A 26,647-nucleotide genomic window follows, 5' to 3' on the forward strand; every position below is an offset into this window, starting at 1 on the left:
TCTTTAGCAGGGCCTAGACTCGCGTCCGTACGGAACTGATTCATGAGACACCGAGACCGAGGGGCGGACGTGCGGGAACCGACCGTTGTCGCGGCCGACGCGGCGGACTACTTCCAGACGTACTCCGTCGTCGGCCTGCTCGCCGTCGTCGGCGTGCTCTTCGTCGCCGTGGCGTTCGGCGCGGGCCGGCTGCTCAGGCCCGTCGTGCCGACACCCGAGAAACTCCTCACCTACGAGTGCGGTGTCGACCCCGTGGGGGAGGGCTGGGCCCACACCCAGGTCCGCTACTACGTGTACGCCTTCCTCTACGTGATCTTCGCCGTCGACTCGATCTTCCTCTTCCCCTGGGCGACGGTCTTCGCGGCGCCCGGGTACGGCGCCACGACCCTGGTCGAGATGTTCGTCTTCCTCGGCTTCCTGGCCGTGGGGCTGCTCTACGCGTACAAGAAGGGCGTCCTGGCATGGACGTAACACCCCTGCCCACACCCCTGCCCGACCCGAAGCTGGGGCTGCTCGCCCGCCTCGCCCCCGAGCCGATGAAGGTGGTCCTGAACTGGGGCCGCCGCTACAGCCTGTGGGTCTTCAACTTCGGCCTCGCCTGCTGCGCGATCGAGTTCATCGCCGCGTCGATGGCCCGGCACGACTTCATCCGGCTCGGCGTCATCCCCTTCGCGCCGGGCCCGCGCCAGGCCGACCTGATGATCGTCTCGGGCACGGTGACGGACAAGATGGCGCCGGCCGTGAAGCGGCTGTACGAGCAGATGCCCGAGCCGAAGTACGTGATCTCCTTCGGCGCCTGCTCGAACTGCGGCGGCCCGTACTGGGACTCGTACTCGGTCACCAAGGGCGTCGACCAGATCATCCCCGTCGACGTGTACGTGCCGGGCTGCCCGCCGCGCCCGGAAGCACTGCTCCAGGGCATCCTCAAGCTCCAGGAGAAGATCGCCCGGGAGAACCTGGCGGAGCGGTACGCGACCGCCGCCACGGTCTCCCAGCTGACGAGCCCCCTGGTGCCGCCGCCGGGAGGCACGGCATGAACGCCTACGACTCCCTCCCCGGCTCCGTGACGGAGATCTTCGGCGAGGAGGCGACGGCGGAGCGGGCCTACGACCTGCTGACCGTCGACGTCCCGCCGGCGGCCTGGCTCACGGCCCTCGAGACGGCCCGGGACGTCCTCGGGTGCACGTACTTCGACTGGCTGAGCGCGGTGGACGAGCCGGGCACGGGCTTCCGCGTCTGCGCGCACGTGGTGGCGCTCGGCGCCGGCCGCCCGCGCCGCCTCCTGCTGCGCACGACGGTCCCGCACGACGCGCCCGCCCTCCCGACGGCGATCGGCGTGTACGCGGGCGCGGGCTGGCACGAGCGCGAGACCCACGAGATGTTCGGCGTGGCCTTCGAGGGGCACCCGCACCTCGTCCCGCTCCTCCTCCCCGAGAACTTCGAGGGCCACCCGCTGCGCAAGGACTTCGTCCTCGCGGCGCGGGTCGCCAAGGCGTGGCCGGGCGCGAAGGAGCCGGGCGAGTCCCACGACGGCGGCGGCCCGAAGCGCCGCCAGATGCTCCCGCCGGGCGTCCCGGACCCCAACGAGTGGGGCCCCCTGAAGGGCCAGCTCCCCCCGGCCCCCACCCGCCCCACCCGCGCGGCGGCAGGCGACCGCCCGGTCCGCCGGACCCGCTCGGTCACGGAGGGCTCGGCGACCCAGGCGACGCCGGAGCCGGGCGCGTCCACGGAGCCGCGCGCGTCCACGGACGCCCCGGGTGCGACGGCGCGCCCGCCGCGCCGGACCCGCTCGGTCGCGGAGGGCTCGGCCAGCCAGGCGACGCCGGAGCCGGACGCGTCTCCGGAGCCGGACGCGTCCCCGGACGCCTCGGGCCCGGCGCGCCCGCCGCGCCGCTCCCGCTCCGCTGCGGACGGCTCGGCGAGCCAGGCGGCGGCCCCGCAGCCGCCGGCTTCGACGGCCCGCCCGGACACCGACGGCCCCGCGTCCCGCCCGGCAGCGGGCACCCCGCGTACCCGCAGCTCGGACGCCCCGTGGCACCACGCCCGCCCGGCCTTCGACGACGAGACGTCACCCCCGGCCACGCCTTCGGCAACGGAAGCCCCTGCCCCGACGGCCATCCCGGCCCCAGAGCCGGACGCCCCGACCCCGGCGGACACGCAGGCCCCCGGGCCGGAAGCCTCGAGCTCGGAGAACACCCCGTCGCCCGAGCCGGAAAACCCTGCCCCGGCGTCCCCTCGAGGTCCCGAGTCCCAGGCCTCGGAAGGCACCCCGCCTGCCGAGCCCCGGCCCCCGGCCCCGGAGCCGGACGCCCCCGAATCCGAGGCCCCCGCCCCGGTGGACCCCCAGGCGCCCCAGCCCGAGGACGCCCGTGCCACCGGCGCGGACGGAGACCGCACCCACGAGCCGCCCGCCGGGCGGGACCGTACCGACAAGCCCACCGACCCCGCCGGAGGCGATCCCGCGTGAACGACGCACTCGACGTCGCCGTCCGGCTGCTCATCGTCTTCGGGGTCTTCCTCGTGCTGCCGCTCGTCGTCGGGCAGACCGAGCACAAGGTCATGGCGCACATGCAGGGCCGGCTCGGCCCCATGTACGCGGGCGGCTTCCACGGCTGGGCCCAGCTCGTCGCCGACGGCGTGAAGTTCGCGCAGAAGGAGGACGTGGTCCCGAAGGACGCGGACCGGCGGGTCTTCCAGCTCGCGCCGGCCGTCGCCCTCCTCCCGTACCTCCTCGTGCTCGTCGCGATCCCGATCGGTCCGAGCGAGGGCGCCGTCGGGCAGGTCGTCGACGCCGGCATCTTCTTCGTGCTCGCCGTCATGGGCGTCGGCGTCCTCGGCAGCCTCATGGCCGGCTGGGCGTCCGCGAACAAGTTCTCGCTGCTCGGCGGCCTCCGGACCGCCGCCCAGCTCCTCGCGTACGAGCTGCCGATGCTCCTCGCCGCCGCCTCCGTCGCGATGGCCGCCGGCACCGTCTCCCTGCCCGGCATCCTGAACGCCTTCGCGTGGTGGTGGCTGCCCTGGCAGATCGTCGGCGCGCTCGTGTTCTTCGTCGCCGGACTCGCCGAGCTCCAGCGGCCCCCCTTCGACATGCCCGTCGCCGACTCGGAGATCATCTTCGGGGCGTACACCGAGTACACCGGTCTCCGCTTCGCGCTCTTCCTGCTCGCCGAGTACGCGGGCATCGTCGTCCTCTGCGGCCTCACCACCGTCCTCTTCCTCGGCGGCTGGCACGGCCCCTTCGGCGCCGACGGCCTCGGCTGGGTCTGGACCCTCCTCAAGACGGCCGTCCTCGCCTTCGTCGTGATCTGGCTGCGGGTGTCCTACCCCCGGCTCCGCGAGGACCAGCTGCAGAAGCTGGCCTGGACGACGCTCGTCCCGCTCGCCCTGGCGCAGATCGCGCTCACCGGCATCGTGAAGGTGGCGATCCAGTAACCATGACACCTCTTCTCCCACCCTCCCGGCCCGGCATTCCCGGCTCCGGCCTCGCCAAGGGCCTCGCCGTCACGCTCCGCACGATGACGCGGAAGACCGTCACCGCGCAGTACCCGGACGTGCAGCCCGAGCTGCCGCCCCGCACCCGCGGGGTCATCGGCCTGTTCGAGGAGAACTGCACGGTCTGCATGCTCTGCGCCCGTGAGTGCCCCGACTGGTGCATCTACATCGACTCCCACAAGGAGACGGTGCCGCCCGCCGCCCCCGGCGGCCGCGAGCGCAGCCGGAACGTCCTCGACCGCTTCGCCATCGACTTCTCGCTCTGCATGTACTGCGGGATCTGCATCGAGGTCTGCCCCTTCGACGCGCTGTTCTGGTCGCCCGAGTTCGAGTACGCGGAGACCGACATCCACGAGCTGACCCACGAGCGCGACAAGCTCCGCGAGTGGATGTGGACGGTCCCCGAGCCGCCCGCGCTCGACCCGCACGCGGAGGAGCCGAAGGAGATCGCCGCGGCCCGCAAGGCGGCGGAGAAGGCCGCCGCCCAGGCCCAGGCCGCCGCGGAGGCCGCCGAAGCCCAGGCCGCGGCCGACGCCCGGGGCGCGCAGGAGGACCAGCAGTGACCCTCGCAGCAGCCGGAGCCGCGGCCGCGGCCCACGGCTTCCTCTCGCCCACCGGCGTCGAGATCGCCTTCGTGCTCGTCGGCCTCGTCACCCTGGGCGCCGCCCTCGTCACCGTCACCACCCGCCAGCTGGTGCACGCCGCCCTCTGGCTGGTCGTGGCGCTGGGCGGGCTCGCCGTCGAGTACCTGCTCCTGACCGCCGAGTTCATCGCCTGGGTCCAGGTCCTGATCTACGTCGGCTCCGTCGTCGTCCTCCTCCTCTTCGGTCTCATGCTCACCAAGGCCCCCATCGGCCGCTCCCCGGACGCCGACTCCGGCAACCGGCCGGTCGCCCTCGCCGTCGCACTGGCCGCCGCGGCCGCCCTCGTCTGGGTCGTCGTCGACGCGTTCCGCACGACCTGGATCGACCTGGACGGACCCGCCCAGGGCTCCACGGGCGTCACCGGCGAGATCCTCTTCCAGCACTGGGTGCTGCCCTTCGAGGCCCTGTCGGTGCTGCTCCTCGCCGCGCTGGTCGGCGCGATCGTCCTCTCCCGGAAGAAGCAGGAGGACGAGCGCTGATGCACCTCGCCTACCCGGCCGTCCTCGCCGCCCTCCTCTTCGCCGTCGGCCTCTACGGTGTCCTCGCCCGCCGCAACGCGATCCTGGTCCTGATGTCCGTCGAGCTGATGCTCAACGCCGTCAACCTCAACCTGGTCGCCTTCGACGTCTGGCTCCGCGACACCCTCCACGCCGGCCAGGCCCTCACCCTCTTCACCATCGCCGTCGCCGCCGCGGAGATCGGCATCGGTCTCGCCATCGTCCTGATGGTCCACCGCAACCGCGGCACCGCGGACGTCGACCGTCTGCGCGACACCAAGGAACAGCCGTCCGCCGAGGAGAAGGCCGAGGCCGCCGCGTGACCACGACCACCCTCGCCGTCCTCGTCCCCCTCCTCCCCTTCCTCGCCTCCGCCGCCGGACTCCTGCTCGGCCGCACCGCTCCCGGCCTCGTCCGTCCGCTGGCCGTGCTGCCGACGCTCGCCGCCGCCGTCCTCGCAGCCCTCGTCGCCGCCCGCCAGGGCGGGGGCAAGGCGATCGACGCCGCCACCCAGCTCACCCCGACCGGATCCGTCCCGATCGACCTGAGCCTCTACATCGACGGCTTCGCCGCGCTCGTCGCCGTCCTCGTCGGTGTCGTCGCCACCTGCGTGCAGATCTACTCGACCGGCTACCTCCGCGAGGACCCGCGCTACCCCTCGTACGCCGCGCTCGTCTCCCTCTTCACCTCCGCGATGCTGCTCGTCGTCTACTCCGGCGACCTGATGGTGCTCCTGGTCGGCTGGGAGATCATGGGCATCTGCTCGTACTTCCTCGTCGGCCACTACTGGGAGACCCCCGAGGCGCGGTCCGCCTCCCTCAAGGCCTTCCTCGTCACCAAGCTCGGCGACGTCCCCTTCCTCATCGGTCTCTTCGCGCTCGCCGCCGACGCGGGCACGTTCCGGATCACGGGCGTCCTCGGCGCCGTCGCGAGCGGCGGCCTCGACCACCCGACCCTGATCGCGCTGCTGCTGCTCGCCGGTGTCGCCGGCAAGTCCGCGCAGTTCCCGCTCCACACCTGGCTCCCCGACGCCATGGCCGGCCCCACCCCCGTCTCCGCGCTCATCCACGCGGCGACGATGGTCGCCGCCGGCATCTACTTCACGGCCCGGCTGCTTCCCGTCTTCGCCGCGTCCGCCGCCGCGATGACCGTGCTCGCCGTGATGGCCGCGGTCACGATGGTCGGCTCGGCGCTCGCCGCGCTCGCCCAGGACGACATCAAGCGGGTCCTCGCCTACTCGACGATCGGACAGCTCGGCTACATGGCCGGGGCCCTCGCCGTCGGCGACCGCGGGGCCGCCGTCTTCCACCTCCTCTCGCACGCCGCGTTCAAGGCGCTGCTGTTCCTCGCCGCCGGCGCCGTCATCCACGCCGCCGGTACGAACTCGCTCACCGCCATGTCCCGCATGAGCGGACTCGCCAAGCGCGTCCCCGACGCGTACTGGACGATGACCGTCGCCCTCCTCGCGCTCGCCGCGATCCCGCCCTTCGCCGGCTTCTTCTCCAAGGAAGCCGTCCTCGTGGCCGCCGAGCACACCGCCCTCGGCGAGCGGGACGTCGCCCCCGCCGGGGTCGGCTGGACCGTCCTCGTCGCCGGGCTGCTGACGGCCCTGCTGACCGCCGCGTACGCGCTCCGCCTCTGGCTGCGGACCTTCCGCGGCCGCGGCGCCGAGGCCCCGGACCACGGCCGCCAGCCGCTCGCGATGACCGCCGTCCTCTGGGTCCTGGCGATCCCCTCCCTCGGCTTCGGTCTGACCGTCACCCACCTCGACGACTGGTTCGACGGACACGCCCTCACCCCGACCCTGACCACGGCCGTCCTCGGCACGGGCCTCGCCGCCGCCGGAGCCGTGATCACCTACGCGGTCTGGCGCACCCTCGCGGCGCGGACGCCGGTCCCGGTCCCCGCGGTCGCGGCCGTCCCGCACGTCGCCCACCCCGACGCCGAGGCCGGGCAGGTCGAGGCCGAGGCGCTGCACCTGCCGCACCCCGTCGCGGACCCGGCCGACCCCGGCCGTGCCCTCCTGGGGCCGCTGTACCGACCGGCCGCCGCCGGCTTCCACCTGGACGCCGTCTACCGGACCGCCTTCGTCCGCCCCGTACTCGCCGCCGCCTCTCTGGTCCGCTTCCTGGACCGCGAGGTCGTCGACACCTACGTCCGTGCCGCGGGCACCTCCGCCAAGGGTCTGGGATGGCTCGTCCGCCGCGCCCAGACCGGCAACGTCCAGACCTACCTGAGCGCCCTGCTCGCCGGCTCCGTCGTCCTGGCGATCGTCGCCGTCGCCCTCGCCAACGCCGCCGCCGGAGCGTGAGCCGTGATCGATATCAGCGAATCCGTGATGCAGTTCCTTCTCGCGTTGATCGTCGCCGGCCCGCTCGTCGGCGCCGCCGCCGCTCTCCTCCCCGCCCCGCCCGGACTGAAGGGGACGTCACCCGACCAGGCCGTGCTCCGCCACGGCGTCACCGTCACCGGCGCCGTCCTGCTGGCCGCGATCGTCCTCGCGCTGGGCTTCGACCACGACCACCCGTCGACGATGCAGGCCACGACGGACATCAGCTGGATCAGCGCACTCGACGTGCGCATCCACCTCGGTGTCGACGGCATCTCCCTCCCCCTCCTGGTCCTGACCGCGCTGCTGATCTTCCTCTGCGCGCTCTACAGCTACTTCACGATGCCGAGCGGGCCTTCCCCCAAGGCCTTCGTCGCACTCCTCCTCGTCCTGGAGTCCGGCACCCTCGCCACCTTCGCCGTCCTCGACCTCGTCCTGTTCTTCCTGGCCTTCGAGATGGTCCTCATCCCGATGTACTTCCTCATCGCCCGCTGGGGCGGCGAGGGCAGGCAGGCCGCCGCCTGGAAGTTCATCCTCTACACGCTGCTCGGCTCCGTCGTCATGCTGCTCGGCCTGCTCCTCATCGGCGTGAAGGCGGGCACGTTCGACATGGTGGCACTCGCCACCGACAACGGCCGGGGACTGACCACATCGGTGCAGGTCATCGCCGTTCTGGCGATCGGTCTCGGGCTCGCCGTGAAGACCCCGATGTGGCCGCTGCACAGCTGGCTCCCGGACGCCCACACCGCCGCCCCGACCGTCGGCTCCGTCCTCCTCGCCGGCGTCCTGCTCAAGATGGGCACGTACGGATTCGTCCGCATCGTCCTGCCGATCACCCCCGACGGCATGCGGACCTTCGCCCCGTACCTCGCGGCCTTCGCCGTCGCCGGGATCATCTACGGATCGCTCGCCTGCCTCGCCCTCGCGAAGCCCGGCGGCAAGGGCGACCTCAAGCGCCTCATCGCGTACTCCTCCGTCGGCCACATGGGCTTCGTCCTCCTCGGCATCGCCACCATGACCCCCACCGGGGTCAACGGCGCACTCTTCGCCAACATCGCCCACGGCCTCATCACCGGCCTGCTGTTCTTCCTGGTCGGCGCGGTCAAGGACCGCTACGGCACCGCCGACCTCGACACCCTCGCCGGAGCCACGGGCGCCGCCCTCTACGGCCGCGCCCCCCGCCTCGGCGGCCTCCTCGCCTTCGCCGCCGTCGCCTCCCTCGGACTGCCCGGCCTGGCCGGCTTCTGGGGCGAGATGCTGGCCCTCTTCGGCGCCTTCGACCCCGCCGAGGGCCTCAGCCGCCCCGCCTTCCTCACCTTCATGGCGATCGGCGCCTTCGGCACCCTCCTCACCGCCGCGTACCTCCTCGTCGTCGTCCGCCGCGTCTGCATGGGCGGCCCGCGACCCGCGGGGGAGACGGCGATCGCCGACGTCCAGGGGTACGAGTTCGCCGCCTGGACCCCGCTCGTCGCCCTCACCGTCCTCGCCGGACTCTGGCCCGCCGTCCTCCTCGGCCTCACCGACCCGGCCGTCCAGAAGCTCCTCGCGGGAGGCACCCAGTGACCCCAGTGACGTCGTCCGCCGGCGAGTCGCTCGTCCAGTCCGTCGACTGGCTCACGATCGCGCCCCCGACCCTCACCGCCGTGGTCGCGCTCGTCGTCCTCGTCGCCGACCTCTTCGTCCCGCAGGAGCGCAAGCGGCTCCTCGGCTGGACCGCCATCGGCGGCCTCGCCGCCGCCCTCGCCCTCCTCCTGCCGCTGCGCGCCGGCGACCGCGAGACCTTCTGTCTCACCGCCGCCACCCACACCACGGCGTGCAGCTACACCGCCGACCGCTTCACCCTCGTCATCCAGCTGCTCGTCCTCGCCGGCGCGCTGCTCACCGCGCTCCTCTCCCTGGACGCGACCCGCGAGCAGCTCCCCGCCGGCGAGTACTGGTTCCTGCTGCTTTCCTCGGCGGCCGGCGCCGCCCTGCTGCCCGCCTCCCGCGACCTGGCCACCCTCGTCGTCGCCCTCGAAGTGGCCTCGCTGCCCGCGTTCGCGCTCGTCGGCCTCAAGCGCGGCGACCGCATGTCCGGCGAGGCCGCGCTCAAGTTCTTCCTCTCCTCCGTCACCGCGACCGCCGTCACCCTCCTCGGCGTCAGCTTCGTGTACGCGGCGACCGGCACCCTCCACCTCACGGAGGTCGCCCAGCGCCTCGACGACGTCCCCGGGCAGCTCCAGACGCTCGCCGAGGCCGGCGTCGCCCTCACCCTCGTCGGCTTCGCCTTCAAGACGGCCGCCGTCCCCTTCCACTTCTGGGTGCCCGACACCTACGTCGGCGCCCCGCTGCCCGTCGCCGCCTACCTCTCGGTCGTCGGGAAGGCCGTCGGTTTCACCGGCCTGATCCTGGTGACGGTCGTCGCGTTCCCGTCGTACGCGGACGTGTGGGGCCCCGCCCTCGCCGCCCTCGCCGCGCTCACCATGACCGCCGGGAACGTCGCCGCGCTCCGCCAGCTGTCCACGCGCGCGTGGAGCGCGGTTCGGCTGCTCGCCTGGTCCTCCGTCGCCCAGGCCGGCTACCTCCTGGTGCCGATCGCGGCCGCCGCGTACTCCAGCGACGACCAGATCGGCGCCACCGTCGCGTACGCCCTCATGTACGCCGTCGTGAACCTCGGCGCCTTCGCGGTCGTCGCCCTCGTCGCCCGCACCCACCCCGAGAACCGGATCGCGGACTACCGGGGCCTGTACGCCGCCAGCCCCGCGGCCGCCCTCGCCCTCGGGTTCTTCCTCCTGAATCTTGCCGGTTTGCCCCCGGGTATCATCGGCCTCTTCGCCAAGGTGACCGTCTTCTCGGCGGCCGTCGACGCGGGCCTCGGGTGGCTGGCCGTGATCATGGGCGTCAACGTCGTGATCGCGCTGTACTACTACCTGCGCTGGACGGCCCTGCTCTTCCGCGCGCCGGAGGGCGCGCCCGCAAGCGCCCCCGTCACGCACAAGGCCGCCGCGCCGGTCACCCTGGCGATCGTGCTGACCGCCGCCGGCGGCGCCGTGCTGTCGGGCTACCCGCAGTTCGCGCTCCGCTTCGCGACGGACGGCCTTTTCTGACCCGCCACACGGAGACACCGAGGAGCGACACCCCGTGCTGAACGGATTCAAGGACTTCATACTGCGCGGAAACGTCGTCTCGATGGCCATCGGTCTGGCCGTCGGCTCGGCGTTCACCGCCGTCGTCACGGGCTTCAGCAAGGCGTTCATCACCCCGCTCATCGGCCTCGCCACCGGCTCGGTAGGCGACTTCAGCGAGGCCAAGTTCACCATCGGCAGGACCGACTTCCCCTACGGTCTGGCGATCGCCGCCGCCATAGCGTTCGTCATCACCGCCGCGGTCCTCTACTTCCTCATCGTCCTCCCCATGACGAAGATCCAGGCGCGGTTCGCCAGGGAAGAGGCCCTCGACCCCAAGGCCGAGAAGCGCGACTGCCCCCGCTGCTTCACCGAGATCCCGGCCATCGCCTCCCGCTGCGCCCACTGCACCAGCGAGGTCGAGCCCGTCCCCACCTTCCTGGACAAGATCCCCGTCGCACGCTGATCACCCGTACGGCCCGCACGGCACCCCGGGCGCGCCGGGGAACCCGAACCTCCCGCCTGGCGTTGACCCGTACGGGAGGGTCCACTGGACGAGTGGACGACCACGCAGCGAAGGGTTCCCCTGCCGCATCACCTGGAGGGCGTACCGTGCACCGCCGGCACAACGGGCTGAGGACCGCCGTCCTCCTCGGAGGGCTATCGGCCCTCATCATCGTCATCGGCAGCTTCTTCGGGCGTACGGGGCTGATCGTCGCGCTGCTCGTGGCGCTCGGCACCAACGCGTACGCGTACTGGAACAGCGACAAGCTGGCGCTGCGGGCCATGCGCGCCCGGCCCGTGAGCGAGTTCGAGGCCCCCGCGCTCTACCGGATGGTGCGCGAGCTGTCCACGCAGGCGCGGCAGCCCATGCCCCGGCTCTACATCTCGCCGACGCAGGCGCCCAACGCCTTCGCGACCGGCCGCAACCCGCGCAACGCCGCCGTCTGCTGCACCGAGGGCATCCTCGCGATCCTCGACGAACGCGAGCTGCGCGGAGTCATCGGACACGAGCTGAGCCACGTCTACAACCGGGACATCCTCATCTCCTCGGTCGCCGGAGCACTCGCCTCCGTGATCATGTTCCTGGTCAACTTCGCCTGGCTGATCCCGGTCGGCCGCTCCAACGACGACGACGGTCCCGGCATCCTCGGCTACCTGCTGATCCTCATCCTCGGCCCGCTCGCCGCCTCGGTCATCCAGCTCGCCATCTCCCGCTCCCGCGAGTACGAGGCCGACGCCTCCGGCGCCCAGCTCACCGGCGACCCGCTCGCCCTCGCCAGCGCCCTGCGGAAGCTGGAGGCCGGCACCAAACAGCTGCCGCTGCCGCCCGAGCCGAGGATCGAGACCGCCAGCCACATGATGATCGCGAACCCCTTCCGGCCCGGACAGGGGCTCTCCAAGATGTTCTCCACGCATCCGCCCATGGCCGAGCGGATCGCCCGGCTCGAACAGATGGCAGGTCGACGCCCGTGAAGACGATCCTCAACATCATTTGGCTGGTGCTCTGCGGCTTCTGGATGTTCCTGGGCTACCTGCTCGCGGGCGTCCTGCTCTGCGTCACGATCATCGGCATCCCCTTCGGCCTCGCCGCCTTCAGGATCGGCCTGTACGCCCTCTGGCCCTTCGGCCACACCGTCGTCGACCGCCGCGACGCGGGCACGCCGTCCGTCGTCGGCAACATCCTCTGGCTGGTCCTCGCCGGGTGGTGGCTCGCGCTGGGACACATCACGACCGGCATCGCCCTCTGCATCACGATCATCGGCATCCCGCTGGGCATCGCGAACTTCAAGCTGATCCCGGTGTCGCTGCTGCCCCTGGGCAAGGAGATCGTCCCGTCGGACCGGGCGTACGGCACGCGCTGACGTGCCCCGGGCCTCACGCGCGCGGGGGTAGCGCGCGTCCCCGGCCGGTCGCCCACGCCACCACGCCCGCCGCCACCACCCCCGCGCCCGCCAGGACCGAGCCGAGGGGGAGGGCGAAGGCGAGGGCGGCGCAGCCGGCGAGGCCGAGCGCGGCCAGGTACCGCTCGCGGCCGCCGAGGGTCCAGGCGGAGGCGTTCGCGATCCCGTAGTAGACGAGCACGCCGAACGACGAGAAGCCGATCGCGCCCCGCACGTCCACCGTCGCCGCCACCACGGCCACCACCGCGCCCACCGCGAGCTCCGCCCGGTGCGGCACCCGGAAGCGGGGGTGAACGGCCGCGAGCGCCGTCGGCAGGTAGGCGTCCCGGGCCATCGCCAGGGTCGTACGGGACACCCCGAGGATCAGCGAGAGGAGCGAGCCCAGCGCCGCGACGGCCGCGCCCGCCCTGACCAGCGGCACCAGCCAGTCCGCGTCCGCCGCGCGGGCCGCGTCGGCGAGCGGCGCGGGGGAGTCGGCGAGGGCGGAGGGGCCGAGGACGGTGAGCACGCTCACCGCGACGAGCCCGTAGACGGCGAGCGTGAGGCCGAGCGCGAGCGGCACGGCCCGGGGGATGGTGCGGGCGGGATCGCGGACCTCCTCGCCGAGCGTGGCGATCCGCGCGTACCCCGCGAATGCGAAGAAGAGCAAACCCGCGGCCTGGAGCACCCCGCCCGTCGTGAGCTCCCCGCCGACGGTCGGGACGCCCGCCCCGCCGGCCCGGAAGGAGACCGTGACCACGCAGCCGAGCACCGCGAGGACCAGCGCCACGACCACCCGCGTGAGCAGTGCCGACTTCTGGATTCCGCCGTAGTTGACGGCTGTCAGGGCCACCACGGCCGCGACCGCCACCGCGTGCGCCTGCTCCGGCCACACGTACGCCCCGACCGTCAGCGCCATCGCCGCGCACGAGGCCGTCTTGCCGGCGACGAACGCCCAGCCGGCCAGGTACCCCCAGAACTCACCCAGGCGTTCGCGACCGTACACATAGGTGCCGCCGGAGGCCGGATAACGGGCGGCGAGCCGCGCGGAGGCCATGGCGTTGCAGTACGCGACGACGGCAGCGGCCCCCAGCGCCCAGAGCAGCCCCGCCCCGGAGCCGGCCGCGTCCGCGGCGGGCCCGAGCACGACGAAGACCCCGGCCCCGATCATCGAACCGAGACCGATCACGACCGCGTCGAAGAGGCCCAGGGAGCGGCGCAGTTCCGGTGTCATGCCCCGCACACTAGACGCTGAGGCCGGTCTCCCTGAGGGTGATGTTCAGCCGCCCGGCCAGGCCGAGCGCCGGCTCGGCCGTGCCCGGGAACACCTTGGGAACCCCGTGGTGGACCCACCGCGAAGCCCCGCCGAAGACGAAGAGGTCCCCGGAGGCCAGCTCGACGTCCTGGTAGGGCCGGCCGCGGTTCTCCTCGTTCCCGAAGCGGAACACGCACCGGTCCCCGAGGCTCAGCGACACCACGGGCGCCCCGGACCGCTCCTCCCGGTCCTGGTGCATGCCCATCCGCGCCCCGGGCGCGTAGAAGTTCACGAGCGCGGTGTCGGGCGTGAAACCCCCGTCGTCCCCGTACGCCTCGACGAGCGCCTCCCGGCCGAGCGCGACCAGCCAGTCCGGCAGGGGGACACCGACCGTGTCGAGATAGCGGTACGGCACCCACTGCCGGCCCAGGCACAGCGAGCGCACCGACATCACGCCGCCGCCGGGCAGCACCGTCCGCCGGTACGGGACGGGTCCGCGCCCCCACTCCCGGCAGGCGTCCACGAGCTCCCGCTGCCGCGCGAACGGGAGCCACGCGGGCACATGCACCGCCCCGGGCCCGATCTCGGCCCGCTCCCGGGGGAAGAGCCCCTCGGTCACGCGAGGGCTCCCTCCAGGCCGAGGAGCCGCTCCTTGCGGTCGAGCCCGGCGGCGTACCCGCGCAGGTTGCCGTCGGCGCCGATCACGCGGTGGCAGGGCCGCACCACGAGCAGCGGATTGCGCCCGATCGCGGTGCCGACGGCCCGCACCCCGGCGCCGGCCGAGCCGACGCGCCGGGCGATCTCCCCGTACGAGACGGTCGTCCCGTACGGGATCTCCTCCAGGGCCTGCCAGACGCGCCGCTGGAACGCGGTCCCGGCGTCACCGGCGGTCGGCAGGTCGAAGCGGTCGCGGCGGCCGGCGAAGTACTCGCCCAGCTGCCGGGAGACCTCGGCGAACGCCTCGGGCGCGAGCGTCCAGCCGTCCCCGACCGCGACGGCGCCCTTCTGCCCCGGCAGGGACAGCGAGCGCAGCACGGCCCGGCCCCCTTCGGCGAGCTGCCCGACGAGCAGCATCTCGCCCAGGGGGCCGTCGGCGTACGCGTACACGGTCATGACTGGTTCCTCTCCCCGCACGGGTCTTCCCGAGACCCAGTGTGCGGGGACCGCCGGGCGCGAGGCTGGCGGTATTCGGACACGACCGTCAGCGGTAGTTCACGAACTGGATCGCGAAGTCGAAGTCCTTGCCCTTGAGCAGCGCCTGCACGGCCTGCAGGTCGTCCCGGCTCTTCGAGCTGACCCGCAGCTCGTCGCCCTGCACCTGCGCCTTGACGCCCTTGGGGCCCTCGTCACGGATGGCCTTCGCGACCTTCTTGGCGTTCTCCTGGGAGATGCCCTCCTGGACCGAGGCGAACAGCTTGTACTCCTTGCCGGACAGCTGCGGCTCGCCCTCGACGTCCAGCGACTTGAGCGAGATCCCGCGCTTGATCAGCTTGGACTGGAAGATGTCGAGGATCGCCATGACGCGCTCCTCGCCGTTCGCCTGCATCAGGATCTTCTCGCCCGACCAGGAGATCGAGGCGTTGGTTCCCTTGAAGTCGTAGCGCTGGGAGATCTCCTTCACGGCCTGGTTGAGGGCGTTGTCGACCTCCTGCCGCTCGACCTTGGAGACGATGTCGAAACTGGAGTCGGCCATGACTCGTGGCTCCTTGCTCGGATGCTGGGGTACGCCCCAAAGCCTAGGGGGTGAGCCGCCGGCCGAATCGCTGATCAATCCGGTGGCGAAGCACCCCCGGGGATCAGGTATTGTTTACGTCGTTGCCACGGAACACCGCCGGAAGGCGGGGAACCAAGGCAGCGAAACCCATGGCGATGTGCCCGAGTGGCCAATGGGAGCGGACTGTAAATCCGTCGGCTTAGCCTACCCAGGTTCGAATCCTGGCGTCGCCACACTGAAGAAGGTCCCCGGTGCTCGCACCGGGGGCCTTCTTCGTCGTTCCGGGTCAGTTTCCGGCCACGTCCTTCACCGCGACCGAGAGCGGGACCGAGCCGGCGGTCAGTTCCAGGGTGAGGCCGGCGGTCGCCGGGGTCTCGAGGAGCTCGGCGAGGACCGCGGCCACGTCGTCCCGGGGGACCGGGCCGGGGCCCGTGCGCGCCTCCAGGCGGACCATGCCCGTGCCCGCGTCGTCCGTCAGCGAGCCGGGGCGCAGGATCGTCCACTCCAGGGCCGTACGGGAGCGGACGTCGTCGTCGGCCGCGCCCTTCGCGCGGAGGTAGGCGTCGAAGATCTCGTCGCCCGGGTGGGAGGCGTCCGCGCCCATCGAGGAGACGACGAGGTAGCGGCGCACGCCCGCGCGTTCCGCCGCGTCGGCGAACAGGACCGCCGCCCCGCGGTCCACCGTGTCCTTGCGGGCGGCGCCGCTGCCCGGGCCCGCGCCCGCCGCGAAGACGGCCGCGTCGGCGCCCTGCAGCACCGCGGCGACCATCTCGACCGACGCCGACTCCAGGTCCAGGACGACGGGCTCGGCGCCCGCCTCCCGCAGATCGGCGCCCTGTTCGGGTGTGCGGATGATCCCCGCGACCTCGTGCCCGGCCGCCGAGAGCAGCCTCTCCAGGCGCAGGGCGATCCGTCCGTGTCCTCCAGCGATGACGATGCGCATACTCACGACCGTACGACGGGTCCGGCCGGAGGGCTCCCCGGCTCGGGCGGCCGCTCCGGGCGCCCTTGGCGCGGCAGGTCCAGGGCGGCCGCCGAGTCGCAGTACTCCCGCACCGCGCTGGTCCGCGCCACCACCCGCCCCCGGTGCACCACGATCCGGCTGTACGCGAGGGAGAGCACGCCCGCCAGACGCTCGCCGCGCACCGCGAGCAGCTCGGCCGGGAAGCCGGCCTCCACCCGCACCTCCGGGAGGCCCATCACCGCCCGCGCCTCCGCGCTCACCGCCCCGTACGCCTCCTGGGGCGCGAGACCGCCGAGCGAGGCCAGGAGGTACGCCGCCTCCAGCGGGTCCCCCCGGCCCACCGGGTTGGCCACGTCCCGCAGCGCGCCGCCGCCCGCCGCGACCCGCACCCCGGCCGCCCGCAGCAGCCGCACCGGCGCCGCCCCGCGCAGCTCCGTACCCCCGCAGCCGCCCTGCGGCAGGCACACCACCGTCACCCCCGCCGCCGCCAGCTGGTCCGCCGCCCGCCGTGCCGCGTCGGAGGGGAGCCGGGCGAGCCCGGCGCACGGCCCGATCGTCACCCCGGGCCGCATCCCGCCGGCCATCGCCGCGAGCCGCGCGAGCCGGGCCGGGTCGTCCCCGTCCGTGTGCAGGTCGACCGGGACGCCGTGCTCGGCCGCGACCTCCAGGACCGCCTCCACGTAACCGGCCGGGTCCGGGTCGAGCTCCGGGCAGCCGCCGACCACGCCGGCGCCCATCTTCACCGCGTCCCGCAGCATCGCGAGCCCGTCCGCGCCCGCGACGCCCGTGAGGAGCCGGGGCACGGCGACGGCCGTCAGGTCGGCGAGGCCGCGCAGCGAGCGCCGGGCCTGGAGCACCGCTTCGAGGGGGCCGAGTCCCTGGACGTCGCCGATGCGCACGTGCGCGCGGAGTGCCGTCGCGCCGTGGCCGAGCTGGAGCAGCGCCGCCTCGGTGGCCCGCCGCTGCACCTCCTCGGGGGCGTACGAGACGGGGCCTGGGGTGTCGGCGGAGAGCGCGGTGTCGGCGTGGGCGTGGGGTTCGGTGGCGGCGGGCAGCAGCAGGTAGCCGGTGAGGTCGACGCGGGCTCCCACGGCGGTGAGGCTGCCCGCGGTGCCGACGGCCTCGATCCGGCCGCCGACGAGCCGTACGTCCACGGTCCGTCCGTCGGTGAGCCGCGCGTGGGAGAGCAGGAGCGACGTCGAGTCGGCGGTGGTGGCGGCCCCGTCCTCGGGCGGCTGGGGCTGCTTGCTGTCGGCTGACATCGGGCTCCTCAAGGCTCCTCAAGATCAAGATCACGCAGCGTGGGGCCGAGCCTAGGGGCGCTCGGAGCGAGCTTCGAGGAGGAGCGCATTAGTCGTACCGATGAGGCCACGAGTGGCGTACGAGACGCCTGGTGAGGGCCGTCGCGAGGCCGCCGGGAAACGGATTTGGGCGATGGGCCGGGGACCGTGTAATGTCTTCCTCGCTCGCCCCAATAGCTCAGTCGGTAGAGCGTCTCCATGGTAAGGAGAAGGTCTACGGTTCGATTCCGTATTGGGGCTCTGGTGAGAGGGGTCCCGCCTTCGGGCGGGGTCCGGATCATCAAAGCGGTGTAGCTCAGTCGGTAGAGCAAGCGGCTCATAATCGCTGTGTCACCGGTTCAAGTCCGGTCACCGCTACAGACAGTAGCCGATTGTGGGGTCGGTCCTTCGATCGGCTACTCTTCTATGCGTTCATCCGTCCACCCGTCCGTCAAGGAGCACTCACGTGGCTGCCACCGACGTCCGCCCGAAGATCACGCTGGCCTGCGTGGAGTGCAAGGAGCGGAACTACATCACCAAGAAGAACCGGCGTAACAACCCGGACCGTCTTGAGATGAAGAAGCACTGCCCTCGCTGCAACTCGCACACCGCGCACCGCGAGACGCGTTAATCAGGCTCGTACACGAGGCCGTCCCCACTCGGGGGCGGCCTCGTGTCGTTTGTCGGCAACAAATCCTGGAGGTATCGAGTCCATGGCGCTCGACCAGTCCTTCGTGGGCCGGACCTATCCGCCCACCGCGCCCTACGAGGTCGGCCGCGAGAAGATCCGCGAGTTCGCCGAGGCGATCGGTGACGCCAATCCCGCGTACACCGACACCGAGGCGGCCAAGGCGCTCGGGCATTCCGATGTGATCGCCCCGCCCACTTTCGTGTTCGCCATCACATTCAAGGCGGCCGGCGCCGTCATCGAGGACCCGCAGCTGGGCCTCGACTACAGCCGCGTCGTCCACGGCGACCAGAAGTTCGCCTACACCCGGCCCGTACGCGCCGGGGACCGGCTCTCGGTCACCTCCACCATCGAGGCGATCAAGTCCCTCGCCGGCAACGACATCCTGGACATCCGCGGCGAGGTCCACGACGCCTCCGGCGAGCACGTCGTCACCGCCTGGACCAAGCTCGTGTCCCGCGCACCCGAGGGGGCCTGACCATGACCGCGAAGATCGCCTACGACGAGGTCGAGGTCGGCACCGAGCTGCCCGCGCAGACCTTCCCCGTGACCCGCGCCACGCTCGTGCGGTACGCCGGTGCCTCCGGGGACTTCAACCCCATCCACTGGAACGAGAAGTTCGCGGTCGAGGTCGGCCTCCCGGACGTCATCGCCCACGGCATGTTCACCATGGCCGAGGCGATCCGCGTCGTCACCGACTGGGCCGGCGACCCCGCCTCCGTCGTCGAGTACGGCGTCCGCTTCACCAAGCCGGTCGTCGTCCCCAACGACGAGACCGGTGCGCTGATCGAGGTCTCCGCCAAGGTCGCCGCCAAGCTGGACGACCAGCGGGTGCGGGTCGACCTCACCGCCATGAGCGCCGGACAGAAGGTCCTGGGCATGTCCCGGGCCGTGGTCCGCCTCGCCTGACGGTACGAGCCCCGTACGAGCGTCACGGGCCCGTCGCGGAAGCGGCGGGCCCGTACCCTTGAGCCCGTGCAGCAGATCGCAGACGCCCCCCTCGCGCCCCTGACCACCTTCCGGCTCGGCGGTCCCGCCACCCGGCTCGTCATCGCCACCACCGACGACGAGGTCGTCGCGGCGGTCCGTGAGGCCGACGCCGCAGGCACCCCGCTGCTGATCATCGGCGGCGGTTCCAACCTGGTCATCGGCGACAAGGGCTTCGACGGCACGGCGCTGCGCATCGCCACCACCGGCTTCGCCCTGGACGGGACGCGCCTGGAGCTCGCCGCCGGTGAGGTCTGGACGGACGCCGTGGCGCGGACCGTCGAGGCCGGGCTCGCCGGGATCGAGTGCCTCGCCGGCATCCCCGGCTCGGCCGGCGCCACCCCCATCCAGAACGTCGGCGCGTACGGCCAGGACGTCTCCGCCACCGTCACCGAGGTCGTCGCCTACGACCGGCGCGCCGAGGAGACCGTCACCCTCACGAACGCCGAGTGCGCCTTCTCGTACCGCCACAGCCTCTTCAAGGACCAGCCCGACCGGTACGTCGTGCTGCGGGTCCGCTTCGAGCTGGAGGACGCCGACGGGCTCTCGGCGCCGATCAAGTACGCCGAGACCGCCCGCGCCCTGGGCGTGGAGGCCGGGGACCGGGTGCCACTGGCCCGGGCCCGCGAGACCGTGCTGCGGCTGCGCGCCGGCAAGGGCATGGTCCTGGACCCGGACGACCACGACACCTGGTCGGCGGGCTCCTTCTTCACCAACCCGATCCTCACGGGGGAGCAGTACGAGACCTTCCTCGCCCGCGTGGCGGAGCGGCTCGGTCCGGACGTCACCCCGCCGGCCTTCCCGGCGGGCGAGGGCGGCGCCGTGAAGACCTCGGCGGCCTGGCTGATCGACAAGGCCGGGTTCACCAAGGGGTACGGCTCCGGGCCCGCCCGGATCTCCACCAAGCACACGCTCGCCCTCACCAACCGGGGCGAGGCGACCACCGAGGACCTCCTCGCCCTCGCCCGCGAGGTCGTCGCGGGCGTGCGCGAGGCCTTCGGGGTCACCCTCGTCAACGAGCCGGTCACCGTGGGCGTCGCCCTCTAGCGGCTAGTAGGCGACGCCGACGCCCTGCTTGACCGTCGCCGGGTCGTCGATCATCGACAGCATCGCGTGCGCCACGTCCGCGCGGGCCAGGGAGCGGCCACGGGACGGGGTGCCGCCGACGACCTTGCGGTACCGGCCGGTGCCCGGCTTGTTCGTCAGCTTGGGCGGGCGCACGGCCGTCCAGTCGGCGCTGCTCGCGGCGAGGTCGGACTCCATGACCCGGAGGTCGGCGTAGACGTCCTTCAGGACGTTGTTGATGATCGTCAGGACCGCCTTGTCGACGAAGGCCTGGCCGTCCGGGACCGGGCCGAGCGGGGCCGCGCTGACCACCAGGAGCCGGCGGGTCTTCTCGGCCTCCATCGCCGTGAGCACCGAGCGGGTCAGGGGGGCGGTCACGCCCGCGTCCGCGCGGGTCCGGGCGCCGAGGCCCGAGAGCACCGCGTCCCGGCCCGCGACCGCCCCGCGCAGGGCCTCGGGGTCGGACAGATCGGCCCGCTGGACCACCAGGCGCGTGCCGGTCACCGTGAGCCGTGCGGGGTCCCGCACCACGGCCGTCACCTCGTGGCCGGAGGCCAGGGCCTGACGGACGATCTCCTGGCCGATGCCGCCGGTCGCACCGAAGACTGTGAGCTTCATGTCGCACCCTCCCAGGGTGGGTAAGTATTCACTCACCCCTAGGGTGAGTGAATACTTACTCGGACGTCAAGCGTGGCTGGAGGATGCATGGAACAGAGGCCGACCCGGACCCGGATCGTCGACGCCGCCCGCGACCTCATGCGGACCGCGGGGCTCGCCCGCACCACCACCAAGGAGATCGCCAAGGCGGCCGGCTGCTCCGAAGCCGCCCTCTACAAGTACTTCAGCAGCAAGGAAGAGCTCTTCCTGACCGTCCTGAACGAGCGCCTGCCCCAGCTCGGCGGCCTCCTCGGGACCCTCGTCGCCGACCCCGGCGGCCGCACCGTCGAGGAGAACCTCACCGAGGTCGCCCGCCAGGCCGCGCTCTTCTACGAGCAGACCTTCCCGGTCGTCGCCTCCCTCTACGCGGAGCCGCAGCTCAAACAGCGCCACGAAGAGGCCATGCGCGCGTACGGCATGGGCCCCCACAAGCCCATCGAAGGCCTCGCCGCCTACCTCCGCGCCGAGCAGCGGCACGGGCGCGTCAGCGCCGACGCCGACCCGGTGGCCGCCGCCTCCCTGCTCCTCGGAGCCTGCGTGCAGCGCTCCTTCGCCTGGGAGATGAGCCCGGACCGCAGGCCCCCGGACTCCCTCGACGACTTCGCCCGCTCGCTCGCCCGCACCCTGCTCCGGGGGATCAGCCCGTGAGCCAGTCGTCGATCCCCGCGAGCAGCTTCGCCCGGACGCCCTCGGGCGCCGCCGAGCCCCGCACCGACTGACGGGCCAGCTCCGCCAGCTCCGCGTCCGTGAACCCGTGGTGCCGGCGGGCGATCTCGTACTGGGCGGCGAGACGGGACCCGAAGAGGAGCGGGTCGTCCGCGCCCAGCGCCATCGGCACGCCCGCCTCGAACAGGGTCCGCAGCGGTACGTCCTCGTGCTTCTCGTACACCCCGAGGGCGACGTTCGACGCCGGGCAGACCTCGCAGGTCACGCCCTTCTCGGCGAGCTTCCGCAGCAGCCGCGGGTCCTCCGCCGACCGCACCCCGTGCCCGATCCTCGACGCCCGCAGATCGTCCAGGCAGTCCCGTACCGAGGCCGGGCCCGTCAGCTCGCCGCCGTGCGGGGCCGCGAGGAGGCCGCCGTCCCGCGCGATCGCGAAGGCCCGGTCGAAATCCCGGGCCAGGCCCCGCCGCTCGTCGTTGGAAAGGCCGAAGCCGACCACGCCCCGGTCCGCGAACCGCACCGCGAGCCGGGCCAGCGTCCGCGCCTCCAGGGGGTGCTTCATCCGGTTCGCCGCGACGAGCACCCGCATCCCGAGCCCGGTCTCCCGCGAGGCCGCGTCGACCGCGTCCAGGATGATCTCCAGGGCCGGGATGAGCCCGCCGAGATGCGGGGCGTACGAGGTGGGGTCGACCTGGATCTCCAGCCACCCCGAGCCGTCCCTGACGTCCTCCTCGGCCGCCTCCCTGACGAGCCGCCGGATGTCCTCCGGCGCGCGCAGGCAGGAGCGGGCGATGTCGTAGAGACGCTGGAAGCGGAACCAGCCGCGTTCGTCGGTCGCCCGCAGCTTGGGAGGCGTACCGCTGCTCAGCGCCTCCGGGAGATGCACGCCGTACTTGTCGGCCAGCTCGATGAGCGTCGTGGGCCGCATCGAACCGGTGAAGTGCAGGTGCAGATGGGCCTTGGGCAGCAAGGTGATGTCGCGGGAATCATGCTCCATCGACCGATACTGCCGCACTCGAATGGACGAATGCAGTCCATTTCCCCGATCGGGACCTTGCTAGAACGCAAAAACGGGCCCCCGGAGAACCGGGGGCCCGTACGTCGAGAGCGTCAGTCCGTCGCCTCGGCGAGGAGCTTCTGGAGCCGGGACACGCCCTCCACCAGGTCCTCGTCACCCAGCGCGTACGACAGACGCAGGTAACCCGGCGTGCCGAAGGCCTCGCCCGGGACGACCGCGACCTCGGCCTCGTCCAGGATCAGTGCGGCCAGCTCGACCGAGGTCTGCGGGCGCTTGCCGCGGATCTCCTTGCCGAGCAGCCCCTTCACCGACGGGTACGCGTAGAACGCGCCCTCCGGCGTCGGGCAGTACACGCCCTCGATCTCGTTCAGCATCCGCACGATCGTCTGGCGGCGGCGGTCGAAGGCGGTGCGCATCTCCGCGACCGCGTCCAGGTCGCCCGAGACGGCGGCGAGCGCGGCCACCTGCGCGACGTTGCTCACGTTGGACGTGGCGTGCGACTGCAGGTTCGTCGCGGCCTTCACGACGTCCTTCGGGCCGACGATCCACCCGACGCGCCAGCCCGTCATCGCGTACGTCTTCGCCACACCGTTCACGACGATGCACTTCTCGCGCAGCTCGGGCACGATCGCCGGCAGCGAGGTGAACTTCGCGTCGCCGTAGACCAGGTGCTCGTAGATCTCGTCCGTCAGGACCCACAGGCCGTGCTCGACGGCCCAGCGGCCGATCGCCTCGGCGTCCGCCTCGCTGTACACCGCGCCGGTCGGGTTCGAGGGGGAGACGAAGAGGACGACCTTGGTCTTCTCCGTGCGCGCCGCCTCCAGCTGCTCCACCGAGACCCGGTAGCCGGTGGTCTCGTCGGCCACGACCTCCACCGGGACACCGCCCGCGAGACGGATCGACTCGGGGTACGTCGTCCAGTACGGCGCCGGGACGATGACCTCGTCGCCCGGGTCGAGGATCGCGGCGAAGGCCTCGTAGATCGCCTGCTTGCCGCCGTTGGTCACCAGGACCTGGGAGGCGTCGACCTCGTAACCGGAGTCGCGCAGCGTCTTGGCGGCGATCGCGGCCTTCAGCTCGGGCAGACCGCCGGCCGGCGTGTAGCGGTGGTACTTCGGGTTCTTGCAGGCCTCGACGGCCGCGTCGACGATGTAGTCCGGGGTCGGGAAGTCGGGCTCACCCGCGCCGAAACCGATCACCGGGCGACCGGCGGCCTTGAGGGCCTTGGCCTTGGCGTCGACGGCGAGGGTGGCGGACTCGGAGATCGCACCGATCCGGGCGGAGACCCGACGCTCGGTGGGAGGGGTAGCAGCGCTCATGCGGCCCATCGTCCCAGACCGTCTCCGGCCCCGGCACACAGGTTTCACGGAGCGGACAGGAACGGTCATTCCCGGTCGTACGCGCGTCCGACGGCAGGTCGGCGCGCTTTCTGTTCGACGTAGGGGCCCATGACCACGTATGCTCACTCCTCGTTGGCCCGCACCGACCGCATCTCACGATGCGGTACGTTGGGGGGCACCGACAAAGGGTCGTAGCTCAATTGGTAGAGCACCGGTCTCCAAAACCGGCGGTTGGGGGTTCAAGTCCCTCCGGCCCTGCTACACACACCGCCAGGTGTTGTGCGCATGTACGTACTTCATTGCACCGCCGTGCGGCTCCACCCGGGCGCGGCACGGCCGACCCGGAATCAGGTGAGAGATCGTGACGGACGCCGTAGGCTCCATCGACATGCCTGATGCCGACGACGAGACCGCAGAGTCGAAGAAGAAGTCCCGCAAGGGCGGAAAGCGCGGAAAGAAGGGCCCCCTGGGCCGTCTCGCGCTCTTCTACCGCCAGATCATCGCCGAGCTCCGCAAGGTCGTCTGGCCCACGCGCAGCCAGCTCTCGACGTACACCACCGTGGTGATTGTCTTCGTCGTCATCATGATCGGCCTTGTCACCGTGATTGACTATGGCTTCCAGGAAGCAGTCAAGTACGTCTTCGGCTGACTTTTTGTTCCACCCATCTGTATCGCAGGAAGAAGCAGCCACCGTGTCTGACGCGAACCTGAACGACGCCTTCGAGTCCGAGTCCGTCGAGGACGAGCTGGACATCGTCGAGGCCGCCGACGAGGACGTCGAGGACGTCGAGGTCGACGCTGCTGAGGAAGCTGCGGACGAGGACGCCGAGATCGACGAGACCGTCGAGTCCGGCGGGGACGTCGAGTCCGACGAGTCGGCCGACGAGGACGAGGCCGTCGCGGCCGAGGTCGAGGACGCCGAGGAAGACACCGAGGAAGAGGCCGAGCCGGCCGCCCCGGTCGACCCGGTCGCCGCCCTCCGCGAGGAGCTCCGCACCCTCCCCGGCGAGTGGTACGTCATCCACACCTACGCGGGCTACGAGAAGCGCGTGAAGGCCAACCTCGAGCAGCGTGCCGTCTCGCTCAACGTCGAGGACTTCATCTACCAGGCCGAGGTCCCCGAGGAAGAGATCGTCCAGATCAAGGGCGGCGAGCGGAAGAACGTCAAGCAGAACAAGCTCCCCGGCTACGTCCTCGTCCGCATGGACCTGACGAACGAGTCCTGGGGCGTCGTCCGCAACACCCCCGGCGTCACCGGCTTCGTGGGCAACGCCTACGACCCGTACCCGCTGACCCTGGACGAGATCGTCAAGATGCTCGCCCCGGAGGCCGAGGAGAAGGCCGCCCGCGAGGCCGCCGAGGCCGAGGGCAAGCCGGCTCCGGCCCGCAAGCTGGAGGTCCAGGTCCTGGACTTCGAGGTCGGCGACTCGGTCACCGTCACCGACGGTCCGTTCGCGACCCTCCAGGCCACGATCAACGAGATCAACCCCGACTCGAAGAAGGTCAAGGGCCTCGTCGAGATCTTCGGTCGCGAGACCCCGGTCGAGCTCAGCTTCGACCAGATCCAGAAGAACTGATCTCACCGTCTTCCGACCAGGTCAGAGTGGCTGCCACAGCCGCTCTGACCTGCTCGGTTTTTGGCCGCGCGGCTATACCCGTTATCGTTGTGCGGTATGCCTCCATCCGGATGACCGGATGGCGGGCTGAACACTCTCACTAGGACCCGGAGAGAGCAATGCCTCCCAAGAAGAAGAAGGTCACGGGGCTTATCAAGCTCCAGATCAACGCCGGTGCGGCGAACCCGGCCCCGCCGGTCGGCCCCGCGCTCGGTCAGCACGGCGTCAACATCATGGAGTTCTGCAAGGCCTACAACGCCGCGACCGAGTCGCAGCGTGGCATGGTCGTGCCGGTGGAGATCACGGTCTACGAGGACCGCACCTTCACCTTCATCACCAAGACTCCGCCGGCCGCCAAGCTGATCCTCAAGGCCGCGGGTGTGGAGAAGGGCTCCGGCGAGCCGCACAAGACCAAGGTCGCCAAGCTCACGGCCGCCCAGGTCCGCGAGATCGCCACGGTCAAGCTCCCCGACCTCAACGCCAACGACCTGGACGCCGCGTCCAAGATCATCGCTGGCACCGCCCGTTCCATGGGCATCACGGTCGAGGGCTGATCACCCCCTCGTGACCTAGTGGTAGGGCCGGCGCGGTCCGCACCACAACTCCATACCTGCCACGCGGCGACAGCCGCATGGTGTAACTGCACAGGAGAAGCAGTGAAGCGCAGCAAGGCTCTCCGCTCCGCGGACGCCAAGATCGACCGCGAGCGGAACTACGCGCCCCTCGAGGCCGTCCGTCTCGCCAAGGACACCGCCACCACGAAGTTCGACGGCACCGTCGAGGTCGCCTTCCGCCTGGGTGTCGACCCGCGCAAGGCCGACCAGATGGTCCGTGGCACCGTGAACCTTCCGCACGGCACCGGTAAGACCGCCCGGGTCCTGGTCTTCGCGACCGGTGACCGTGCCGAGGCCGCGATCGCCGCGGGCGCCGACATCGTCGGCTCCGACGAGCTCATCGACGAGATCTCCAAGGGCAACCGCCTGAACGAGTTCGACGCCGTGGTGGCCACCCCGGACCTCATGGGCAAGGTCGGCCGCCTCGGCCGCGTCCTCGGCCCGCGTGGTCTCATGCCGAACCCCAAGGTCGGCACCGTCACCCCCGATGTCGCGAAGGCTGTCAACGACATCAAGGGCGGCAAGATCGAGTTCCGCGTCGACAAGCACTCGAACCTGCACTTCATCATCGGCAAGGTCTCCTTCGACGAGACGAAGCTGGTCGAGAACTACGCCGCGGCGCTGGAGGAGATCCTCCGTCTGAAGCCGTCCGCCGCGAAGGGCCGCTACATCAAGAAGGCGACCCTCACGACGACGATGGGCCCCGGCATCCCGCTGGACTCCAACCGCACCCGCAACCTCCTCGTCGAGGAGGACCCGGCCGCGGTCTGAACCTCACCGGTTCACTGAGTGGTCAGCCGGCCCCGCACCTCTCCGGAGGTGCGGGGCCGGCTTCTT

At 71.8% G+C, this 26,647-nt stretch carries 30 protein-coding genes, 4 tRNA genes and 1 pseudogene; 26 read left to right on the plus strand and 9 right to left on the minus strand.

What is annotated here, in order from left to right:
• The first annotated feature begins 42 nt into the window (after nt 1-42).
• The 13 genes from ACZ51I_RS23390 to ACZ51I_RS23450 all read left to right on the plus strand — a co-directional run bounded on the left by ACZ51I_RS23390 (nt 43) and on the right by ACZ51I_RS23450 (nt 11,931).
• The gene (locus tag ACZ51I_RS23390) at nt 43-471 is read left to right on the plus strand and encodes an NADH-quinone oxidoreductase subunit A (protein ID WP_327163673.1); all 429 of its coding nucleotides are present in this window, start codon (nt 43-45) and stop codon (nt 469-471) included.
• Entirely contained in the window at nt 462-1,037 is a 576-nt protein-coding gene (locus ACZ51I_RS23395; RefSeq protein ID WP_468879071.1) for an NADH-quinone oxidoreductase subunit B, read from the plus strand. The genes ACZ51I_RS23390 and ACZ51I_RS23395 overlap by 10 nt, the downstream gene beginning before the upstream one ends.
• Nucleotides 1,034-2,467 (plus strand): NADH-quinone oxidoreductase subunit C, encoded by a 1,434-nt coding sequence (locus tag ACZ51I_RS23400; RefSeq protein ID WP_468879074.1) that lies wholly within the window; start codon nt 1,034-1,036, stop codon nt 2,465-2,467. Before ACZ51I_RS23395 ends, ACZ51I_RS23400 begins: the two co-directional genes overlap by 4 nt.
• The gene (locus ACZ51I_RS23405; protein ID WP_468879076.1) at nt 2,464-3,432 is read left to right on the plus strand and encodes a complex I subunit 1/NuoH family protein; all 969 of its coding nucleotides are present in this window, start codon (nt 2,464-2,466) and stop codon (nt 3,430-3,432) included. The genes ACZ51I_RS23400 and ACZ51I_RS23405 overlap by 4 nt, the downstream gene beginning before the upstream one ends.
• 2 nt (nt 3,433-3,434) lie before the next feature.
• Complete coding sequence (locus tag ACZ51I_RS23410; RefSeq protein WP_468879079.1) at nt 3,435-4,055, plus strand: NuoI/complex I 23 kDa subunit family protein; 621 nt, start codon at nt 3,435-3,437, stop codon at nt 4,053-4,055.
• Complete coding sequence (locus ACZ51I_RS23415) at nt 4,052-4,615, plus strand: NADH-quinone oxidoreductase subunit J family protein (RefSeq protein WP_468879082.1); 564 nt, start codon at nt 4,052-4,054, stop codon at nt 4,613-4,615. Before ACZ51I_RS23410 ends, ACZ51I_RS23415 begins: the two co-directional genes overlap by 4 nt.
• Nucleotides 4,615-4,956, plus strand: coding sequence for an NADH-quinone oxidoreductase subunit NuoK (gene nuoK / locus ACZ51I_RS23420; RefSeq protein WP_383789949.1), 342 nt, complete (start codon nt 4,615-4,617; stop codon nt 4,954-4,956). Before ACZ51I_RS23415 ends, nuoK begins: the two co-directional genes overlap by 1 nt.
• Nucleotides 4,953-6,944 (plus strand): NADH-quinone oxidoreductase subunit 5 family protein, encoded by a 1,992-nt coding sequence (locus ACZ51I_RS23425; protein ID WP_468879085.1) that lies wholly within the window; start codon nt 4,953-4,955, stop codon nt 6,942-6,944. Before nuoK ends, ACZ51I_RS23425 begins: the two co-directional genes overlap by 4 nt.
• Before the next feature lie 27 nt (nt 6,945-6,971).
• Nucleotides 6,972-8,525, plus strand: a complete 1,554-nt coding sequence (locus ACZ51I_RS23430; RefSeq protein WP_468879639.1) for a complex I subunit 4 family protein — start codon at nt 6,972-6,974, stop codon at nt 8,523-8,525.
• 5 nt (nt 8,526-8,530) lie between these two features.
• A complete protein-coding gene (locus tag ACZ51I_RS23435) occupies nt 8,531-10,048 on the plus strand; it encodes an NADH-quinone oxidoreductase subunit N (RefSeq protein WP_468879642.1) in 1,518 nt (505 codons plus the stop codon).
• Between the two features lie 34 nt (nt 10,049-10,082).
• Nucleotides 10,083-10,532: a large conductance mechanosensitive channel protein MscL gene (gene mscL / locus ACZ51I_RS23440; RefSeq protein WP_468879088.1), complete on the plus strand. Its 450-nt coding sequence runs from the start codon at nt 10,083-10,085 to the stop codon at nt 10,530-10,532.
• Between the two features lie 146 nt (nt 10,533-10,678).
• Complete coding sequence (gene htpX / locus ACZ51I_RS23445) at nt 10,679-11,542, plus strand: zinc metalloprotease HtpX (protein ID WP_468879091.1); 864 nt, start codon at nt 10,679-10,681, stop codon at nt 11,540-11,542.
• A complete protein-coding gene (locus tag ACZ51I_RS23450; protein WP_468879094.1) occupies nt 11,539-11,931 on the plus strand; it encodes a YccF domain-containing protein in 393 nt (130 codons plus the stop codon). The genes htpX and ACZ51I_RS23450 overlap by 4 nt, the downstream gene beginning before the upstream one ends.
• A gap of 13 nt (nt 11,932-11,944) precedes the next feature.
• On the opposite strand, the gene ACZ51I_RS23455 is transcribed toward ACZ51I_RS23450, so the two are convergent.
• The 4 genes from ACZ51I_RS23455 to ACZ51I_RS23470 all read right to left on the minus strand — a co-directional run bounded on the left by ACZ51I_RS23455 (nt 11,945) and on the right by ACZ51I_RS23470 (nt 14,897).
• Nucleotides 11,945-13,183, minus strand: a complete 1,239-nt coding sequence (locus ACZ51I_RS23455) for an APC family permease (protein WP_468879097.1) — start codon at nt 13,181-13,183, stop codon at nt 11,945-11,947.
• Between the two features lie 10 nt (nt 13,184-13,193).
• Nucleotides 13,194-13,823: an alpha-ketoglutarate-dependent dioxygenase AlkB family protein gene (locus tag ACZ51I_RS23460; protein ID WP_468879099.1), complete on the minus strand. Its 630-nt coding sequence runs from the start codon at nt 13,821-13,823 to the stop codon at nt 13,194-13,196.
• Nucleotides 13,820-14,317, minus strand: a complete 498-nt coding sequence (locus ACZ51I_RS23465) for a methylated-DNA--[protein]-cysteine S-methyltransferase (protein WP_468879101.1) — start codon at nt 14,315-14,317, stop codon at nt 13,820-13,822. The genes ACZ51I_RS23460 and ACZ51I_RS23465 overlap by 4 nt, the downstream gene beginning before the upstream one ends.
• Before the next feature lie 88 nt (nt 14,318-14,405).
• Nucleotides 14,406-14,897: a YajQ family cyclic di-GMP-binding protein gene (locus ACZ51I_RS23470; RefSeq protein WP_030687924.1), complete on the minus strand. Its 492-nt coding sequence runs from the start codon at nt 14,895-14,897 to the stop codon at nt 14,406-14,408.
• A 172-nt stretch (nt 14,898-15,069) separates the two neighbouring features.
• On the opposite strand from ACZ51I_RS23470, the gene ACZ51I_RS23475 reads away from it, so the two are divergent.
• A tRNA-Tyr gene (locus tag ACZ51I_RS23475) sits at nt 15,070-15,151 on the plus strand.
• A 53-nt stretch (nt 15,152-15,204) separates the two neighbouring features.
• Here the strand turns inward: ACZ51I_RS23475 and ACZ51I_RS23480 are convergent.
• Both ACZ51I_RS23480 and ACZ51I_RS23485 read right to left on the minus strand, forming a co-directional pair.
• Nucleotides 15,205-15,861 carry an SDR family oxidoreductase gene (locus ACZ51I_RS23480; RefSeq protein ID WP_468879103.1) on the minus strand — a complete coding sequence of 219 codons (657 nt, stop codon included), beginning with the start codon at nt 15,859-15,861 and terminating at the stop codon, nt 15,205-15,207.
• A gap of 2 nt (nt 15,862-15,863) precedes the next feature.
• Nucleotides 15,864-17,144, minus strand: coding sequence for an amidohydrolase family protein (locus ACZ51I_RS23485; RefSeq protein WP_468879106.1), 1,281 nt, complete (start codon nt 17,142-17,144; stop codon nt 15,864-15,866).
• 206 nt (nt 17,145-17,350) lie between these two features.
• Between ACZ51I_RS23485 and ACZ51I_RS23490 the strand changes: the two genes are divergently transcribed.
• The 6 genes and pseudogenes from ACZ51I_RS23490 to ACZ51I_RS23515 all read left to right on the plus strand — a co-directional run.
• Nucleotides 17,351-17,423, plus strand: a tRNA-Thr gene (locus tag ACZ51I_RS23490).
• Between the two features lie 44 nt (nt 17,424-17,467).
• Nucleotides 17,468-17,540: transfer RNA gene (locus ACZ51I_RS23495), tRNA-Met, on the plus strand.
• Nucleotides 17,541-17,628: 88 nt separating this feature from the next.
• Nucleotides 17,629-17,793: a 50S ribosomal protein L33 gene (gene rpmG / locus ACZ51I_RS23500; protein ID WP_003956487.1), complete on the plus strand. Its 165-nt coding sequence runs from the start codon at nt 17,629-17,631 to the stop codon at nt 17,791-17,793.
• An 82-nt stretch (nt 17,794-17,875) separates the two neighbouring features.
• Nucleotides 17,876-18,328: a MaoC family dehydratase N-terminal domain-containing protein gene (locus tag ACZ51I_RS23505; RefSeq protein WP_030687915.1), complete on the plus strand. Its 453-nt coding sequence runs from the start codon at nt 17,876-17,878 to the stop codon at nt 18,326-18,328.
• A gap of 2 nt (nt 18,329-18,330) precedes the next feature.
• Entirely contained in the window at nt 18,331-18,759 is a 429-nt protein-coding gene (locus ACZ51I_RS23510; RefSeq protein WP_468879110.1) for a MaoC family dehydratase, read from the plus strand.
• 51 nt (nt 18,760-18,810) lie between these two features.
• Nucleotides 18,811-19,884 (plus strand): annotated as a pseudogene (locus tag ACZ51I_RS23515) (UDP-N-acetylmuramate dehydrogenase); the annotation flags it as partial.
• A 3-nt stretch (nt 19,885-19,887) separates the two neighbouring features.
• Here the strand turns inward: ACZ51I_RS23515 and ACZ51I_RS23520 are convergent.
• On the minus strand, nt 19,888-20,520 hold the full coding sequence (locus ACZ51I_RS23520; RefSeq protein WP_468879112.1) for an NAD(P)-dependent oxidoreductase: 633 nt from the start codon (nt 20,518-20,520) through the stop codon (nt 19,888-19,890).
• Between the two features lie 87 nt (nt 20,521-20,607).
• On the opposite strand from ACZ51I_RS23520, the gene ACZ51I_RS23525 reads away from it, so the two are divergent.
• Nucleotides 20,608-21,207 carry a TetR/AcrR family transcriptional regulator gene (locus ACZ51I_RS23525; RefSeq protein ID WP_468879115.1) on the plus strand — a complete coding sequence of 200 codons (600 nt, stop codon included), beginning with the start codon at nt 20,608-20,610 and terminating at the stop codon, nt 21,205-21,207.
• On the opposite strand, the gene ACZ51I_RS23530 is transcribed toward ACZ51I_RS23525, so the two are convergent.
• Both ACZ51I_RS23530 and ACZ51I_RS23535 read right to left on the minus strand, forming a co-directional pair.
• Nucleotides 21,197-22,219, minus strand: coding sequence for an adenosine deaminase (locus ACZ51I_RS23530; RefSeq protein ID WP_468879118.1), 1,023 nt, complete (start codon nt 22,217-22,219; stop codon nt 21,197-21,199). The genes ACZ51I_RS23525 and ACZ51I_RS23530 overlap by 11 nt on opposite strands.
• A 113-nt stretch (nt 22,220-22,332) precedes the next feature.
• On the minus strand, nt 22,333-23,559 hold the full coding sequence (locus tag ACZ51I_RS23535; RefSeq protein WP_468879121.1) for a pyridoxal phosphate-dependent aminotransferase: 1,227 nt from the start codon (nt 23,557-23,559) through the stop codon (nt 22,333-22,335).
• A 206-nt stretch (nt 23,560-23,765) separates the two neighbouring features.
• Here ACZ51I_RS23535 and ACZ51I_RS23540 point away from each other — a divergent pair.
• The 5 genes from ACZ51I_RS23540 to rplA all read left to right on the plus strand — a co-directional run bounded on the left by ACZ51I_RS23540 (nt 23,766) and on the right by rplA (nt 26,581).
• Nucleotides 23,766-23,838: transfer RNA gene (locus ACZ51I_RS23540), tRNA-Trp, on the plus strand.
• A gap of 103 nt (nt 23,839-23,941) precedes the next feature.
• Nucleotides 23,942-24,229: a preprotein translocase subunit SecE gene (gene secE / locus ACZ51I_RS23545; protein ID WP_329854469.1), complete on the plus strand. Its 288-nt coding sequence runs from the start codon at nt 23,942-23,944 to the stop codon at nt 24,227-24,229.
• Between the two features lie 43 nt (nt 24,230-24,272).
• The gene (nusG, locus tag ACZ51I_RS23550; RefSeq protein WP_468879124.1) at nt 24,273-25,157 is read left to right on the plus strand and encodes a transcription termination/antitermination protein NusG; all 885 of its coding nucleotides are present in this window, start codon (nt 24,273-24,275) and stop codon (nt 25,155-25,157) included.
• 158 nt (nt 25,158-25,315) lie between these two features.
• On the plus strand, nt 25,316-25,750 hold the full coding sequence (gene rplK, locus ACZ51I_RS23555; RefSeq protein WP_030687894.1) for a 50S ribosomal protein L11: 435 nt from the start codon (nt 25,316-25,318) through the stop codon (nt 25,748-25,750).
• Nucleotides 25,751-25,852: 102 nt separating this feature from the next.
• On the plus strand, nt 25,853-26,581 hold the full coding sequence (gene rplA / locus ACZ51I_RS23560; RefSeq protein WP_073810254.1) for a 50S ribosomal protein L1: 729 nt from the start codon (nt 25,853-25,855) through the stop codon (nt 26,579-26,581).
• The last annotated feature ends 66 nt before the right edge of the window (nt 26,582-26,647 follow it).

It is taken from the genome of Streptomyces sp. NPDC034084 (assembly GCF_055575535.1).